Here is a 15061-nt window from a genome sequence, read left to right as displayed (position 1 = left end):
ATGAGGGTCACCTGGGGGCATCGCGCGCTCCGGATCGTCATCGAGGCGCCGGACGACGGGCCCGCGGTCCTCGGCGAATCGACCACGCAACCGCTGGTCGAGGTGCTCGCCGCCGGCTACGGCCGGGCGCACGTCTCGCAGCGCTTCGCCGGCACCGAGATCGGCCGGGGCATGCGGTGGCGCGGCAGCGAGCAGCGGCGCGACGGCCGCTGGCACGAGCTGCGCGTCGACCAGCGCGACGAGCGGAGCGGGCTGGCCGCCCGGGTGACCCTGCGCTCGGCGGACGGCGTCGCCGCCTGCCAGGCGCGGACCACCGTGACCAACGAGGGCGCCGAGCCGATCCTGCTGCTCGGCGTCACCTCGCTCGCCCTCGGCCTGTCCGGCCGTGTCGCGGGCCTCGACCTGCTGTCGGGGCGCGGCGAATGGCTCGGCGAGGGCCGCTGGACCCGGCGCCCACTGCGCGACGGGCTCGTACCCGACCTGGGCCTGCCGCTGCACGCCCAGCACGGGCGCGGCCGGTACGCCCAGGTCAGCACCGGCACCTGGTCGACCGGCACGTACCTGCCGGTCGGCGGGCTCATCGACCGCGACGGCGGCGGGGCCTGGCTGTGGCAGGTCGAGCACAACGGGCCGTGGAGGTGGGAGACCGGCGAGCGGCTCGACGGTGCCTACGTCGCGCTGCTCGGCCCGACCGACCTGGACCACCAGTGGCAGCGGCGGCTCGAGCCGGGCGAGTCGTTCACCACCGTGCCCGTCTCGCTCGCGCTGGCCGGCGGCCGTCTGGAGGACGCGGTCGCCCAGCTCACCGCGCACCGGCGGGCGCTGGCCCGGCCGCACCCCGACCGGGCCGCGCTGCCGGTGGTCTTCAACGACTACATGAACACGCTGATGGGCGACCCCACCACAGCCAAGCTGCTGCCGCTCATCGACGCGGCGGCCGCGGCCGGCGCCGAGGTGTTCTGCGTGGACGCCGGCTGGTACGACAACGACACCACCTGGTGGGACAGCGTCGGCGAGTGGCAGCCGTCGCAGACCCGCTTCCCGGGCGGCATCGAGGAGGTCATCGCCCGGATCCGCGACCGGGGGATGACCGCCGGCCTCTGGCTCGAGCCCGAGGTGATCGGGGTGCGCAGCCCGATGCAGGACAAGCTGCCCGCCGAGGCGTTCCTGCAACGCGGCGGGGTCCGGCTGGTCGAGCACGGCCGGTACCACCTCGACCTGCGGCACCCGGCCGCGGTCGCGCACCTAGACGAGGTGGTCGACCGGCTCGTCGAGCAGCTCGGCGTCGGGTACCTGAAGCTCGACTACAACATCGACCCGGGCGCGGGCACCGACCTGTTCGCGGACAGCGCCGGTGCCGGGCTGCTCGGGCACAACCGGGCGCACCTCGACTGGCTCGACGCTCTGCACGCCCGGCACCCCGCGCTGATCCTGGAGAACTGCGCCTCCGGCGGGATGCGGGCCGACTACGCGCTGCTCAGCCGGATGCAGCTGCAGTCGACGAGCGACCAGCAGGACTGGCGGCGCTACCCGCCGATCGCGGTTTCCGCGCCGCTCTCGGTGCTGCCCGAGCAGGCCGCGAGCTGGGCATATCCGCAACCCACCATGGGCGAGGAGCAGATCGCGTACGCGATGGTCACCGGGCTTGCCGGCCGGCTCTACCTGTCGGGGCGCCTCGACGCGATGAGCGAGGCGCAGCGGCGGTCCGTGCGTGACGGCGTCGCGGCGTACCGGATGATCCGCACCGACCTCGCGGCGACGGCACCCGGCTGGCCGCTCGGTCTGCCCGGCTGGGACGACACCTGGCTGGCGCTCGCGCTGCGCGCGCCGGCCGTCACCTACCTCGCGCTGTGGCGGCGGCCCGGCGCACCGCCGAGCGTCACGCTCCCGCTGGCCGGCCCCGTCGTGGCCGACGTGCTCTACCCGCGGCACCTGCCCGCGTGGACCTGCGACTGGTCGCCGGTCGACGGGACGCTCACCGTCACCGCGCCCGGCGACGAACCCTTCTCCGCCCGCCTGCTCCGACTTACCCCGACCGAAGGACAGCTATGAAACGCCTGATCAGCGCCGTCGCCGGCGCCACACTTCTGATCGGTATCGCCGCCTGCTCCGACCCCGGCGCGACCGGCACCGCCACCGACGGCGGCGCCGTCACCTGGCCCGAGCCGACGGCCCGGCTCGACGGCGTCAAGCTCACCATCTGGGCCGCGCAGAACAGCAACACCGTGCCGACCAAGGTGATCGACGGCTTTCAGAAGGCGACCGGCGCGACCGTCTCGGTGGTGACCATCCCCGACCCGTACGAGCAGGGCGTGCAGACCAAGGTCGCCACGGGGGACAAGCCGGACCTCGCGTTCTGGCAGCCGACCGCGTCGATGCTGACCGCGATCAACGCCAAGGCGAACCTCCAGCCGCTCGACGGCGCGCCGTGGCTGTCCACGCTGAACCCGGCGCTGCGCGACATCACCGGTCTGCTCGGCGACGCCCGCTACGCCGCGCTGGTCACCAGCCCGGCGGTCGAGGGCGTCTACTACAACAAGGAGGTCTTCGCGGCCAACGGGATCACCGCCGCGCCGAAGAGCTTCGACGAGATGGTGACCCTGGCCCGCAAGCTGAAGGGCAAGGGCGTCACGCCGTTCTACGAGATGGGCGCCGACCGCTGGGCGACACAGTGGTGGGTGCAGGTGCAGCTCGCGGACGCGGCCAGGAAGGGGCTCTGGGACCGCATCAACAACGGCTCCGAGAAGTTCACCGACCCGACCGTGCTCGGCGCCATCGAGAAGTACCAGGCGCTGATCGGCGAGGGCCTGTTCAACTCCGACATCAGGACGGCCAAGTTCGAGGACCAGGGCGCGGCGCTGCTCGACGGCAAGGCCGCCATGGTGGTGCAGGTCAACTCGTTCTTCGGGCAGCTGCAGGCCAAGGCGGACACCGCGGCGCTGAACAAGAAGATCGGCTTCTTCCCGATCTCGCCGTCCGGCAACGTCGGCACGTTCATCCCGGACCAGTCCAACGCGCTGGTGGCGTTCCGGACCGGGGACGCGAAGCGGGAGGCGGCGGCGCGGCAGCTGCTCGCGTACTGGATGGGCCCGGGCTACGCCGACTTCGTGGCCGACCGGAACACCGTCTCGCTGCAGACCGCGGTCGCCGACCCGGCCGGTGTGCCGCAGGCACTGCTGGACGTGCACGCCTCGCTCGCCGACTCGGTCGGCTCGATGCAGGCGCTGGCCGTCGCCAACCCCGACCTCTACCTCAACCTGGCCGACATGATCGCCGGGACCATGACGCCCGACCAGGTCGCCGAGGCCACCCAGGCCCAGTTCGCCCAGCTCGCCAAGGCGGCCGGGGCCACCGGCTTCTGATGGCGACCGCAACCCTCGTACCCGATCCGGTGCTGCCGGCCGCGGCCCCGCGCCGCGGCCGCCGGCCCATCGTCCGCGGCACGCATCCGCTGTGGTTCCTCATCCCCGCGTACGCGGTCCTGGTCGTCTTCTTCGTGCTGCCGACCGCCTTCAACTTCGTGTACGCGTTCACCGACTGGTCCGGCTTCAAGAGCGAGATCAACCCGGTCGGCCTCGACAACTTCGCCTCGCTGGCGTCCGACGGCACGCTCTGGCGCTCGCTGCGGATCACCCTGGTCTACGCCGTCCTCGTGGCGATCTTCCAGAACGTGTCCGGGTTCGGCCTGGCCGTACTCCTGGAACGCGACACCCGGGTCAACCGCGTCGCCCGGACGCTGCTTCTGCTGCCGGTCCTGATGTCGGCGCTCGCCGTCGGCTACCTCTTCCAGGCGCTGCTCAAGCCGACCGGCGTGCTCGGCGACACCACCTGGATGATCGTCGTGGTCGCGCTCATCCACGCCTGGAAGTGGATGGGCCTGTCCATGCTGATCTACCTGGCCGGCCTCAAGTCCATTCCGCTGGACCTGGTGGAGGCCGCCGGCATCGACGGCGCCTCGCGGTGGCGGGCGTTCTGGACCATCCGGGTGCCGCTGCTCGCGCCGGCGATCACCTTCAACGTCGCGACCGCGCTGCTCGGCTCGATGAACGGCTTCGACATCGTGCAGGCCACCACCGGCGGCGGCCCGGCCCGCACCACCGAGATCCTCAACATCTTCATCTACCGGACGTTCGGGCAGGGGCTGTTCGCGCAGGCCACCACGATGAGCCTGATGCTGTTCCTGATGGTGGCGCTGCTCGCGTTCCCGGTCATCTATGTGCTGCGCAAGCGGGAGGAGATCCTGTGAGTGACTACTCGCGGCTGCTGCGCCGGCTCCAGCCGTTCGCCGCGCTGCTCCTGGTGGTGGTGCTGATCGGGATCCCGCTGTGGCTCGTCGTGGCCACCGCGGGCAAGTCGCAGGCCGAGGCGATCGACCCCGACCTGTCGCCGCCGTCGCGCTGGCACCTGCTCGACAACGTGCGCACGGTGTGGACCGAGGCCGACGTGCCGGCCGCCCTGTTCGGCAGCCTGATCGTCGTGGTGCCCACCGTCGCGCTGGTCCTGGTCCTCGGCTCGATGGCCGCGTGGGTGCTGGCCCGCCGCTCGTCCCGGCTCATCGCCGCGCTGTACGCCCTGGGCATCAGCGGCGTCATCCTGCCGCCGGCCGTCGTCACCGTGGTGCTGCTGCTGCGCCAGCTCGGCCTGGCCGGCACGGTGATCGGAATGATCTGCGTCTACCTCGGCATCTACCTCTCCACGGTGATCTTCTTCGTGACCGGCTTCGTCCGGACCATCCCCGTCGCGCTCGAGGAGGCCGCCCAGATCGACGGCGCCGGCCCGCTGCTGGTCTTCCGCCGGGTGGTGCTGCCGCTGCTGCGCCCGGTGCTGGCCACCGCGACGATCCTGATCTGCCTGTACGTCTGGAACGACGTGTTCTACGCGTTCTTCGTGGTCGGCGGCCGGCTGGACACGCTGCCGCTCAACCTGTTCCGGGTGGCGAGCGCCGGCCTCTACCTCAACAACTGGCACCTGATCTTCGCGTACGTGATCCTGATGAGCCTGCCGCTCGTGGTGGTCTTCGCGGTCGCCCAGCGGCGGATCATCTCCGGTATCACCGGCGGGGCGGTCAAATAGTCAGGCCGCGACCAGGTCGCGGATCCGTTCGACCGCGCGGCGGAAGTAGCGATGGTCGACCGGGCGGGTCAGCAGGTCGGCCAGCGAGTACAGGTCGAGGGCCCGGCTGAGCCGCCGCCAGTCCGCGGGAAGCCGCCCGCCGCCGTCGCGGAAGCCGTCCACGAAGCCCGCCTCGAAGGCGGCCGGCCGCGGGTCGCGCAGCATGTTGCCGACGTCGAACAGCGGCGCGCTGCTGAACGCGAACTCCCAGTCCAGCACCGCGGTGACCCGCCAACTGCCGTCCTCGTCCCGGTCGACCAGCAGGTTCTTGGGGTTGAAGTCGGCGTGCACCAGGCGCCGGGAGCCGCGCAGCACCTCGAGGCCGGGCGCGCTGAGCTCCGCGAAGCGCAGCAGCTCGCGCTGCTCGGCGTCGCTGAGGTGCCCGGCCGCGTTGCCCTCGGCGAGGCAGCGCCGCACGAACGCGTCGAGGCCCTCGGTCGGCTCGATGCCGGCCGGGCCCGGCTCGAGCGCACCGCCGGAGAAGAAGCCGGGCGCGGCGAACGACACCGACCCGATGCCGGCCAGCACCCGCCCGGTCGAGCGCCCCAGCTCGGCGGCCGCCGGGTCGGGCAGCCCGGCCAGCACGTCGCCGAGCAGCCGGCCGGGCACGAACGCCGACAGCAGCACCGGCTCGCCGGCCGTCGCGGAGTCCGGATCGGCGGCGATCACCTCGGCCACCGGGACCACGCCGGCCAGCCGCCCGGCCAGCGCCGCCTCGACCGCGCAGGAGTTCGTGCGCAGGTAGCGGCGCAGCACGTACCGGTCCCCGTCCGCGGTGGCGACCAGCACGTTGTCGTTGCTGTACCCGCCGGTCAGCGGGCGGGCGCCGGTGACCTTGCGGCCGGGCAGCGCGACGTCCTCGATCCACCTGTGTATCCGTGGTTCCAGCTGCATCCTCGAGCCTTTCGTAGCACGAGATCCACAAGATACCGATCGACGGCGGTCTCGGTGTGCCCGTTCGGCAACCATGCGACAACCAGTTCGAAGCTTGACGGTTAGAACTCTAACAGTTAGCGTTCTAAGCATGGACGCACCGAAGCTCACCGGCACCCTCGAACTGCTCCGCTGGATCGGCTGGGCTCAGCGCAAGGCCGGCGAGGACTGGATCCGGGCCCGCGAGCTCAGCCACGAGCAGGCCTTCGTGCTCGGCTACCTGGCGCAGAACCCCGGGGCGATCCAGCGGGACATCGCGCAGATCAGCCGCACGAGCGCGGCGAGCGTCTCGAGCCTGCTGCAGGGCCTCGAGCGCCGCGGTCTCGTCGAGCGCCGCACCGAGGGCGGCGACGAGCGCAGGAAACGCGTCTACGCGACGCCGCCCGGCGCCGAGCTGATCGCCGGATTCGAGGCCGCGATGGCCGAGGCCGACGAGACGATTCTCGCCCCGCTGGACCGCTCCGAGCGGTCGGCGCTGCACGCCCTCCTCACGAAGATCACCGCGGAGCTGCCGCAACCGACCCGGTAACGCCTCGGCGCAGCCCCGGCCGCGCAAACCAGAACATCGCCGTGACGGCTTCCCGCCGCCGCGCGCTCGACGCTGCCCGGAACAGGAGCTTGTCATGAGCATCACGACCCTCGAGCCGCCGGCGAAGGCCGCCGCCGCCGGCACCAACCGCTGGTACCTCTCGGCCGCGCCGATCACCCGCGCCCTCGTGCACCTCTGCGTGCCGATGGCCGCCGCGATGATCGTCGGCGCCGTCTACAACGTCATCAACGCCGGCTTCATCGGCTCGCTGCACGACACCTCGCTGCTCGCCGCGATCATGTTCGGCTCGCCGCTGCTCGGCCTGGTCATGGCGGTCGGCGGCGTGTTCGGTACCGGCGGCGGCGCGCTGATCTCGCGGCTGCTCGGTGCGGCCGAGCACGAGCCGGCGAAGGCGGGCGAGATCAAGCACGTCTCGTCGTTCGCCGTCTGGGGCTCGGTGCTCGCCGGGATCGTGTTCGGCGGGGCCGGGCTGCTCCTGCTGCACCCGCTCGTGTCGCTGCTCGGCGCGGACGCCGCCGCGGTGCCCGCGACGACCGCCTTCGTCGCCGTCCTGCTCGTGTTCGTGCCCGTACTCGCCGCGGCGTTCTGCCTCGAGCAGCTCCTGCGGGCCGAGGGCGCCGCGCGCCAGGTGATGATCGGGCTCATCGCGTCGACGGTGGCGAACGTCGCGTTCGACGTCCTGTTCATCCTGGTGCTGCGCTGGGGCGTCGCCGGTGCGGCCCTGTCGGTCGGCCTCTCGAGCCTCGTCGTCGTCGGCTACTTCGCCACCTGGCTGCGGCGGCACAGCGAGCAACTGAGCCTCGCGCCGCGCTGGTTCACCCTCCGCCGGACCGTCGTCGGGCCCGTCTTCGGCGTCGGCGTCGGCGAGCTGCTCCAGTCCGCCTTCCTGATCGTCACCTCGCTGGTGCTCAACAACCTCGCGGCGGCCTACGGCGACGGCCCGCTCGCGGCCATGGGCGTCGCGGTCCGCATCGCGCAGGTGCCGGAGTTCCTGGTGATGGGCGTGACGCTCGGCGTGCTGCCGCTGCTCGCCTACTCGTACGGCAAGGGGGACCGGGGCCGCCTCGCCGCGGCGCTGCGCGGATCCGCGATCGCCGTGGGCGCCATCACCCTGGTCTTCGCGACGGCGGTGTTCGTCTTCCGCGAGCAGGTGCTCTCCGCGTTCTCCGCCGACGACTCGGTCCTCGCGATCGGCGTCACCATCCTCACGGCGCAGCTGGTGGCGATGGTCGCGAACGGGTTCGCGGGCCTCATCACGTCGCTGTTCCAGGCCACCGGCCGGGCGGTGGCGGCGACCGTGATGTCGGTGACCCAGGGCGTCCTGTTCGTCCCGATCGTGCTGCTCGGCAACCACTGGTTCGGGCTTGCCGGCATCGTCTGGGCGCTGACCGTCACCGAGGGCATCGTGTTCGTGGTCGGCGTCGCGATGTGGCTCGCCTCCCGCCGCGCGATCGACCGCGGCCTCGCCACGGGCAGCCCGGAACGCGCCGAGGAGATCCTGTCCGCCGCCGGCTAGGCACCCGGCACACCAACGGCTGGTTCCGGTGTCCTGAACGTGACACTGCGCTGGCACCGGGCGGCGGGACACCCCAGCTTGAGTTGTGCTTTCTCGGCCCTCCGCCCGGCTCCTCGCGTTGATCACGGGCGCCGTCCTCATCACCCTCGTCCCGTCCGCGGCGGGACACCGGCGGGTCGGCGCGCCCGCCGAGCCGCCGGCCGCCGGCGTCGTCACCCGGTGGGAGCGCGCGGTCGGCGACGCCGACGTGGCCCTGGACGCGGGGTCGGAGAGCCTCGCGCTGCTCGACCTCGTCGCCGGGCCGCGCGGGCGGCACCGCGTCGAGGTCGTCGACGCGCGCCGGGGAACGGTCCGGTGGACCGGCACGACGTCCGGCCGGTGGGTGACCGGCCGGCACCACCGGAGCCTCGCCACCACGCCGGGCGGGCTGGCCTTCCTCGCCGGAGACGAGGGCGTGGACGCCGTCAGCCTCGCCACCGGCCGCGTGGCCTGGCGTGCCGGACCGGGTGAGGGCGGCGACCCCGTCCTCGCCGGCGACCTGATCCTGCTGAAGGACGGCGGCGTCCGTGCCCTTGACGCCGAGTCCGGCGTGCCGCGGTGGCGGTGGGCGGCCCGGGCCTGTGCCGACCGGGTGATCGAGATCGACGCCGGCACCGCGGACGGGCCGACGGTTCGCTGCGGCGACGCCGTCACGCGACTCGGGCCCGGCGACGGTCGGCCGCGTTGGTCCCGGGCGGCGCCGGGCGGCTGCTACCTGATGAACGCGGTCGCCGGGGCCGGGTTCGTCGCGGTGGCCGACGCGTGCGGGGACGTCGGGCGGATCCGGGTCCTCGACGGCGGGACGGGCCGGGAGCGGTGGTCCCGGGCGGTTGCGCGGGAGCCCGGGGACTTCGACGGCACCGACGGCGTCGAGATGTTCACCGCGGGCGGCACGCAGCTGATTCGCGCCGCCGATCAGACGGACATCCTCTACCGCGTCGCGGACGGCCGGCCCGTGCTGCTCCCGGCCGGCTCCGAGCCCGTCGAGCCGACGGGGTCGCCGACCAACGGGCTGCTCGCGCGGCGCGACGACGGGCGCACGATGACGCTGACCATGGTCGACCCGGCCACGGGCGAACCCCGGTGGGAACGGGTGGTGCCGCTGCCCGCGGCCGACCACCCGTTCCGTACGCGGAAAGGGTTCCTGTATCTCGTCGGCAGCGCACCGCCGCTCTGGCCCGGCATCCTCGCCGCCGTGGACGAGCGCAGCGGCGACGTGACCCTGTCCGGCACCGGCCTCGCCGACACCGAGGTGATCGGGGCGGACGCGGACGGATCCGTCCTGCTGCAATCCGGTCCGCAGCAGCGGGGCCGGATCTCCCGGCTGGGCACGGGCGGCGGCCCGACCGGTTTCCTCGGCACCTCGGTCGCCGCCGGACGGTGGCCCGACGCCTGCCGGCTGCTGACCGCCGCGGATTACGAGGCCGCCTACCCGGGCGTGCGGCCGGAGCTCCGGCCGGAACCGGTGATGGACGCGCCCGCGCCCGGCTGCCGCCTGCTGCCGCCTTCGATCGACGGCACCACGGTGGTGGTGGCGGTGGTCTGGCTGGCGAGCGACGACGCCAGTGCGTCCTCGGCCGCGCGAGTGCAGGCCGAGTACGCCCGGGGTCCGGTGCCGGCCCGGGCCGGCGGGCGGGCGGCGTGGGTCTGGACCGGCGACGAGCTCGAACCCGACGACGACAGCCGGCACCTGCTGTCGCTCGCGGTCGGCCGGTGCGTGGCGACCGTGCGGGCGTACGGCGACGGCGGGCCGCTGCGCCGGCTGGGCGGCGCGGTCGCGGACCGGCTCGCCGCCAGCCCGAGCTGTTCGGCGGTCTGAGGCATGGGCAGACGACAGAAGCCGCCCGGCCGCGCCGCGACCCGGCCACCCGCTGCCGCCGATGCCGCGCCGGAACCGAAGGCGCCGTGGTGGCAGCGGCTGTCGGCGAAGATCATCGCCCTGGTCGTCGCGGTGGTCACGGCCGTGCTCGTCGCCGCCGCCACCGCGTACGTCAACCGGGTGGTGCCGCCGCCGGAGCCGGTGCCGACGCCCGGCAGCGGGTTCCAGCCCGCGGTGGGGACCATCCCTGCCTGCGGCCAGGTATACGCGCTCGACCGGGTCGTCGACCCGCGGACCGGCGCCGCGCCGCTGCTGGCCGTCGACGGCTCCGATACGCCGGCGTTCGACGCCCTCCTCGACCGGGAGCGGGCCGCGCCGGTCGGCGCCATCACCGTCGAGATCGTCATCACCGGCCGGCTCCAGCGGCCCACCCGCATCCTGGACGTGCGCGCGGACGGCGTGCGGGCGGAACCCAGCGCCGCCGGCACCGAGCTGACGACCGACTGCGCGGGCGACTCGCAGACCCGGCTGGTCACGCTGGACATGGACCGGCCGCCGAGGTCCCTGATGCACTCCGGCAAGCCGTTCTTCGCCGAACACGACCTGGACGTCACGGTGACGGAGCGCGAGACGCTGCGGGTGTCGGTCACCGCGCAGCGCCGCAGCTACCGGTGGGTCTTCCGGATCGACCACATCGACGGCGCCGGCGCGCGCACCACCAGCTATCTCGACGCGCGTGGGCGGCTGCACCGCGACCGGGCCCGGGTGCCCGAGGACGCCTACTTCCGGATCACCGGCGCGGCGAAGGCGTACGGGGCGCGGTATATCGAGGAGGGTGGCCGGTTCCGGCTCGGCTAGATCCAGCCTTGTTCCCAGGCGTGGTGTGCGGCGGCGTGGCGGGTGGCGGCGCCCAGCTTGGCCATGGCCGTGGAGAGGTAGTTGCGCACCGTGCCCGGCGCCAGGTGCACCGCCGCGGCGATGTCCGCGATCGGCGCGCCGCCGCGGACGACGCGCAGGATCTCCAGCTCGCGGGCGGTCAGCGGGCAGTCGTCCTCGGTCAGCGCGCTCGCCGCGATCTCCGGGTCGACGTAGCGCCGGCCGGCGTGGACGGCCCGGATGATCTCGGCGAGCCGGGTCGCCGGCGTCGTCTTGGGCACGAAGCCGCCGACCCCGGCGGCGAGGGCCCGGCGCAGCACGGCCGGGCGGGCGTGCCGGGTCACGAGCACGACCGGGATGCCCAGCCGGGCCCGGATGTCCGTGGCGGCCTGCAGCCCGTCGCCCGGCGGCATCTCGAGGTCCAGCACCGCCAGGTCGGGGCGGACCCGCAGGGCGACCTGGACCGCGGCCAGGCTGTCGGCGGCCTCGCCGGCCACGCAGAGGTCCGGCTCCAGGGTCAGCAGCGTGCCGAGCGCGCCGCGCAGCAGGTCCTCGTCGTCGGCGAGCAGCAGCCGGATCACTGAGCCTCCGCGGGCAGGTGGGCGCTCACCGCGAACTCGGTGTCGGTCCGGCTCCGGTCCAGCCGGCCGCCGGCCGCCGCGAGGCGGTCCGCCAGCACGGCGAGGCCGCCCGGCGCCGCCGTCTCACCGAGCGGCCCGTCGTTGCTGAAGCGCAGCCGCACCCCGTCCGGGCCGGATCCGAGCGACACCGCGCAGTGCCGGGCCGCGCTGTGCCGCAGGACGTTGGTGGTGCACTCGCGTACGACGAGCCCGAGCAGGTTCTCGGTGGCCGGCGACAGCTGCGGCGCGCCGGAACGCTCGCAGGTGGACTCGATGCCGGCGGCGTTGAGCACCCGGACGGCGTTCGCGATCTCGGTGTCGAGCGAGACGGCGCGGTAGCCGCGCACCACCTCGCGGGTGTCGCCGAGCGCCTGGCGGGCCAGCGCCTGTACGTCGCGCATCTCCGCGACCGCGCGCGCCGGATCGGCGCCCGCCAGCCGCTCGGCGAGTTCGCTCTTGAGCGCGATGACCTGCAGGCTGTGGCCCTGGATGTCGTGCAGGTCGGCGGCGAACCGCAGCCGCTCCTCGGCCAGCGCCGCGGCCCGCTCCAGGTGGTGCGCCCGGTCCAGGCGCTGCACCACCCGCAGCACCCAGACCTGGGAGTAGAGCCCCAGCGCGCACACCACCGCGAGGGCGGCGTTGGTCGCCGGCACGGTCCAGGAACCTTCGGCCGACCCGATCGCCGACGCCACGCCCGTCATGGCGGCGCCGGCGGGCAGGACCCACCGCCAGGACCGGTCGACGCCGGCGCAGACCGCCGCGATGAGTGCCGCGACCGGCAGCACCCAGGGAAACCCGCCCTCCGCCGCGACCCGGGACAGCGCCAGCATGCCGGCGCCGGCCAGCGCCGCGCCGGCCGCGAGCCACCAACCCGGCGGGCGCGCGTCCTGCACCGCGACGGCGAAGTAACGGGCCGCCACCGCGCACACCCCGAGCACGGTGGCGACCAGCAGCAGCCGGACGGCGGCCGGCCGGACGGACAGCGACTCGGCAACGGCCAGCGCGACGATGAACGCCAGGCAGACGAGCGTGCCCCACCAGGTCAGCCGGCGCAGCGCGACCAGGCCGGTCGACGTCCGCGCGGTGGGCTTCACGCACCCATGATGAGGCCCGCGAGCCCGGCGGCGGAAACTCCGGAACAGGTTCATGACGTTTGTCATCGGGGCCGGTGCCACGACGTCACTACCCGGCCGCCGCGGGCGCGCCGAGACTCGGCACATGACCACAGAGAGCATCATCGACTGCGCCGGCCTGCGCTTCGCGTACGGCCCGGCCGAGGTGATACACGGCATCGACCTCACCGTCGGCCGCGGCGACCTCTTCGCCCTGCTCGGCACCAACGGCGCGGGCAAGACGACCGCGCTGGAGCTGCTGCTGGGGGAGCGCCGGCCCGGTGCCGGCACCGTGCGGATACTCGGGCGCGATCCCTGGCTCGCGCGGCGGGCCGTGGCCGGCGAGGTCGGGGTGGTGCCGCAGGAGGGCGGCTGCGCCCCCGATCTGCGGGTGCGCGAGACCGTCCGGCTGTGGCTGCGCCTGCGCGGCCACCGCGACGTCGCCGGGCCCGCCGACGCGCTGATCGACGAGCTGCGGCTCACCCGGCAGGCCACCCGGCGGGTGCGGCAGCTCTCCGGCGGCGAGCGCCGCCGGCTGGATCTCGCGGTCGCGCTCTGCGGCGACCCGCGGCTGCTGATCCTCGACGAGCCGACGTCGGGCCTGGATCCGCAGTCGCGCCGGCACACCTGGCAGGTGCTGCGGGAGCGCTCGCGGCGCGGCACCACGATCCTGTTCACCACCCACTACCTGGAGGAGGCCGAGCAGCTGGCGGACCGGGTGGCCATCATGGACGCGGGCCGGCTGGCGCTGTGCGCCACGGTCGCCGAGGTGCGCCGCTCCGGGTCGCTGACCGAGGTCTTCCACCGGATCGCCGGCCCGGAGGTGAACTCGTGATCGCCCGGTCGGTGCTGCTCATCGCCGGCGCGGAGCTGCGCATGCTGACCCGCAGCGTGCCGGCGATGGTGCTGGCGGGTGCGCTGCCGACGGCGCTCGGCGCGCTGATCGTGTGGGCCGAGTCCGACACCGGCAAGGCCGGCGACGGCGCGACCGCCGCGCTGGTGGTGGTGACCCTGATGGCGTTGACGGCGTACACGGCCGGTACCACGGCGCTGGCGTCGCGGCGCCAGCAGTTCGTGCTCAAGCGGCTGCGGCTGTCGGGCGCCCGCGACACCGCCATCCTCGCGGGCGTGCTCGCGCCGGCGGTGGTGCTGACGCTGCTGCAGGCGGCGCTGCTGTTCGCGATCGTGGCGGTGGCGGGCGCACCCGGGCCGTCCCGGCCGCTCGCGCCCGTGCTGGCGCTCGCCGCCGGTACGGCGCTGGCGGGTGTGCTCGCGGTCGGCACCGCCGCGTTCACCTCCGCACCCGAGTACGCCCAGTTCACCACCGTCCCGATCGCCCTGGCCATCATGGGCGGCGGCTACCGGGTGGCGGTGGCGCCGCCGGGCGACGTCTCCGCGGCGCTGCTCGCCCTGCCCGGCTCGGCCGTCGCACAGCTGACCAGGTCGGGCTGGGAGGCCGTGCCGACGCTGCCCGCGCTGGTGGCGCTGGCCCTGGCGTTCGTGCTGGCCGCGCCGCTCGCCCTGCGCCTGTTCGGCTGGCAGCCGCGCGGCTGACCCGGCTCAGCCGAGCCGGCCCCGGGTGAAGCCGACCGCGTCGCCGAAGAACTTCGAGTAGTCCAGGTGCGCCGCCAGGCTGGTCCCGCCCTGGCAGAACCGGTCGTTGCGGTTGCAGAAGGACCGGGTGCGCGCGGCGAACGCGTCGAGCCGGCCGTCACCGCGGGCGAGGATCCCGGACCGGGCGCCGTCGGTGACGTTGAAGGACTCGCCCGCGGTGAACGTCGGGTCGCCGAAGAGCAGCACGGCCGCGACCCGGCCGGACAGCGCGGCCGGCACCGCGGGCTGGCCGGCGGCGGCCCGGCCGCCGGCCGACCGTCCGACGAGGGCGTCGCCGACGACGTTCGCGCCCTGCGAGTAGCCGGCCAGGACGAATCGGGTACGCGGGCAGGCCGCCGCCGTGCGCTCGAGGTCGGCGGCCAGGGCGGTGACACCCTGGCGCACGCTCGCCTGGTAGTTGAACGACGCGGGATAGTCGACGGCGGTCGCCCGTACGGTCTGTGACAGGCCCCGGGTGAGCTGCTGGGCGAGCGGTCCGATCAGGACGCCGAGCCCGGGTCGTTCGGTGGTGCCGCGGGCGCCGATGATCTCCACGTCGGGGCAGGCGCCGGCGGGTGCCTGCGCCGCGAACGTCAGCGGTGCCACCACCAGGCCGGAGACACCGACCACCGTCATCGCGCCGATCGTCAGCAGTGTGCGCATGCGCATTGCGTCGTCCCTTCGTCGTCAGCCGGCAACTTCATGCACTTGTTACGCAGAAATTGCCGCGACGGGACGGTCGCTGAGGAATTATTCACAAACGATGCACAATTGATCCGCAGGTCACGGCGGTGCGTACCAATACCGGGCCGGGAGCCGCGGCGCCGCGGCCATCCGGCGGATTGCCGCGGGGATCTGGGGGTAGACGTTCTCTGTGGGCAGGCCCGCCCG

14 protein-coding genes are annotated in these 15061 nt (G+C 74.0%); 10 read left to right on the top strand and 4 right to left on the bottom strand.

Annotated features, from left to right (window positions below):
- Genes ACIBSW_RS10790 through ACIBSW_RS10775 form a run of 4 tightly spaced genes read left to right on the top strand, consistent with a single transcriptional unit; the run spans position 1 to position 5073 of the window.
- Positions 1 to 2052: an alpha-galactosidase gene (locus ACIBSW_RS10790; protein WP_354726219.1), complete on the top strand. Its 2052-nt coding sequence runs from the start codon at positions 1 to 3 to the stop codon at positions 2050 to 2052.
- The gene (locus ACIBSW_RS10785; RefSeq protein WP_354726221.1) at positions 2049 to 3362 is read left to right on the top strand and encodes an extracellular solute-binding protein; all 1314 of its coding nucleotides are present in this window, start codon (positions 2049 to 2051) and stop codon (positions 3360 to 3362) included. The genes ACIBSW_RS10790 and ACIBSW_RS10785 overlap by 4 nt, the downstream gene beginning before the upstream one ends.
- Positions 3362 to 4246 (top strand): sugar ABC transporter permease, encoded by an 885-nt coding sequence (locus ACIBSW_RS10780; RefSeq protein WP_354726223.1) that lies wholly within the window; start codon positions 3362 to 3364, stop codon positions 4244 to 4246. Before ACIBSW_RS10785 ends, ACIBSW_RS10780 begins: the two co-directional genes overlap by 1 nt.
- Positions 4243 to 5073, top strand: a complete 831-nt coding sequence (locus ACIBSW_RS10775) for a carbohydrate ABC transporter permease (RefSeq protein ID WP_354726225.1) — start codon at positions 4243 to 4245, stop codon at positions 5071 to 5073. Before ACIBSW_RS10780 ends, ACIBSW_RS10775 begins: the two co-directional genes overlap by 4 nt.
- Here ACIBSW_RS10775 and ACIBSW_RS10770 read toward each other — a convergent pair whose 3' ends face one another.
- The gene (locus ACIBSW_RS10770) at positions 5074 to 6006 is read right to left on the bottom strand and encodes a phosphotransferase (protein ID WP_354726227.1); all 933 of its coding nucleotides are present in this window, start codon (positions 6004 to 6006) and stop codon (positions 5074 to 5076) included.
- 130 nt (positions 6007 to 6136) lie between these two features.
- On the opposite strand from ACIBSW_RS10770, the gene ACIBSW_RS10765 reads away from it, so the two are divergent.
- The 4 genes from ACIBSW_RS10765 to ACIBSW_RS10750 all read left to right on the top strand — a co-directional run bounded on the left by ACIBSW_RS10765 (position 6137) and on the right by ACIBSW_RS10750 (position 10827).
- Entirely contained in the window at positions 6137 to 6574 is a 438-nt protein-coding gene (locus ACIBSW_RS10765) for a MarR family transcriptional regulator (protein WP_354726229.1), read from the top strand.
- Between the two features lie 94 nt (positions 6575 to 6668).
- Positions 6669 to 8111: an MATE family efflux transporter gene (locus tag ACIBSW_RS10760; RefSeq protein WP_354726231.1), complete on the top strand. Its 1443-nt coding sequence runs from the start codon at positions 6669 to 6671 to the stop codon at positions 8109 to 8111.
- A gap of 85 nt (positions 8112 to 8196) precedes the next feature.
- Positions 8197 to 9969 (top strand): PQQ-binding-like beta-propeller repeat protein, encoded by a 1773-nt coding sequence (locus tag ACIBSW_RS10755; RefSeq protein ID WP_354726233.1) that lies wholly within the window; start codon positions 8197 to 8199, stop codon positions 9967 to 9969.
- Positions 9970 to 9972: 3 nt separating this feature from the next.
- On the top strand, positions 9973 to 10827 hold the full coding sequence (locus tag ACIBSW_RS10750; protein ID WP_354726235.1) for a hypothetical protein: 855 nt from the start codon (positions 9973 to 9975) through the stop codon (positions 10825 to 10827).
- On the opposite strand, the gene ACIBSW_RS10745 is transcribed toward ACIBSW_RS10750, so the two are convergent.
- Together ACIBSW_RS10745 and ACIBSW_RS10740 are read right to left on the bottom strand one after the other, a co-directional pair.
- Complete coding sequence (locus ACIBSW_RS10745) at positions 10824 to 11426, bottom strand: response regulator transcription factor (protein ID WP_354726237.1); 603 nt, start codon at positions 11424 to 11426, stop codon at positions 10824 to 10826. The genes ACIBSW_RS10750 and ACIBSW_RS10745 overlap by 4 nt on opposite strands.
- Positions 11423 to 12559 carry a histidine kinase gene (locus ACIBSW_RS10740; protein ID WP_354726239.1) on the bottom strand — a complete coding sequence of 379 codons (1137 nt, stop codon included), beginning with the start codon at positions 12557 to 12559 and terminating at the stop codon, positions 11423 to 11425. Before ACIBSW_RS10740 ends, ACIBSW_RS10745 begins: the two co-directional genes overlap by 4 nt.
- Positions 12560 to 12683: 124 nt before the next feature.
- Here ACIBSW_RS10740 and ACIBSW_RS10735 point away from each other — a divergent pair, with 124 nt between their 5' ends.
- Positions 12684 to 13412, top strand: a complete 729-nt coding sequence (locus tag ACIBSW_RS10735) for an ABC transporter ATP-binding protein (RefSeq protein ID WP_354726241.1) — start codon at positions 12684 to 12686, stop codon at positions 13410 to 13412.
- Complete coding sequence (locus ACIBSW_RS10730) at positions 13409 to 14131, top strand: hypothetical protein (protein WP_354726243.1); 723 nt, start codon at positions 13409 to 13411, stop codon at positions 14129 to 14131. The genes ACIBSW_RS10735 and ACIBSW_RS10730 overlap by 4 nt, the downstream gene beginning before the upstream one ends.
- Before the next feature lie 6 nt (positions 14132 to 14137).
- Here ACIBSW_RS10730 and ACIBSW_RS10725 read toward each other — a convergent pair whose 3' ends face one another.
- On the bottom strand, positions 14138 to 14839 hold the full coding sequence (locus ACIBSW_RS10725; RefSeq protein WP_354726245.1) for a cutinase family protein: 702 nt from the start codon (positions 14837 to 14839) through the stop codon (positions 14138 to 14140).
- Positions 14840 to 15061 lie beyond the last annotated feature (222 nt).

The sequence above is a fragment of the Actinoplanes sp. NPDC049668 genome, assembly GCF_044465445.1.
GTDB lineage: Bacteria > Actinomycetota > Actinomycetes > Mycobacteriales > Micromonosporaceae > Actinoplanes.
Note: the sequence above shows the minus strand (reverse complement) of the source record. Positions and strands in the feature narration are given on the sequence as shown.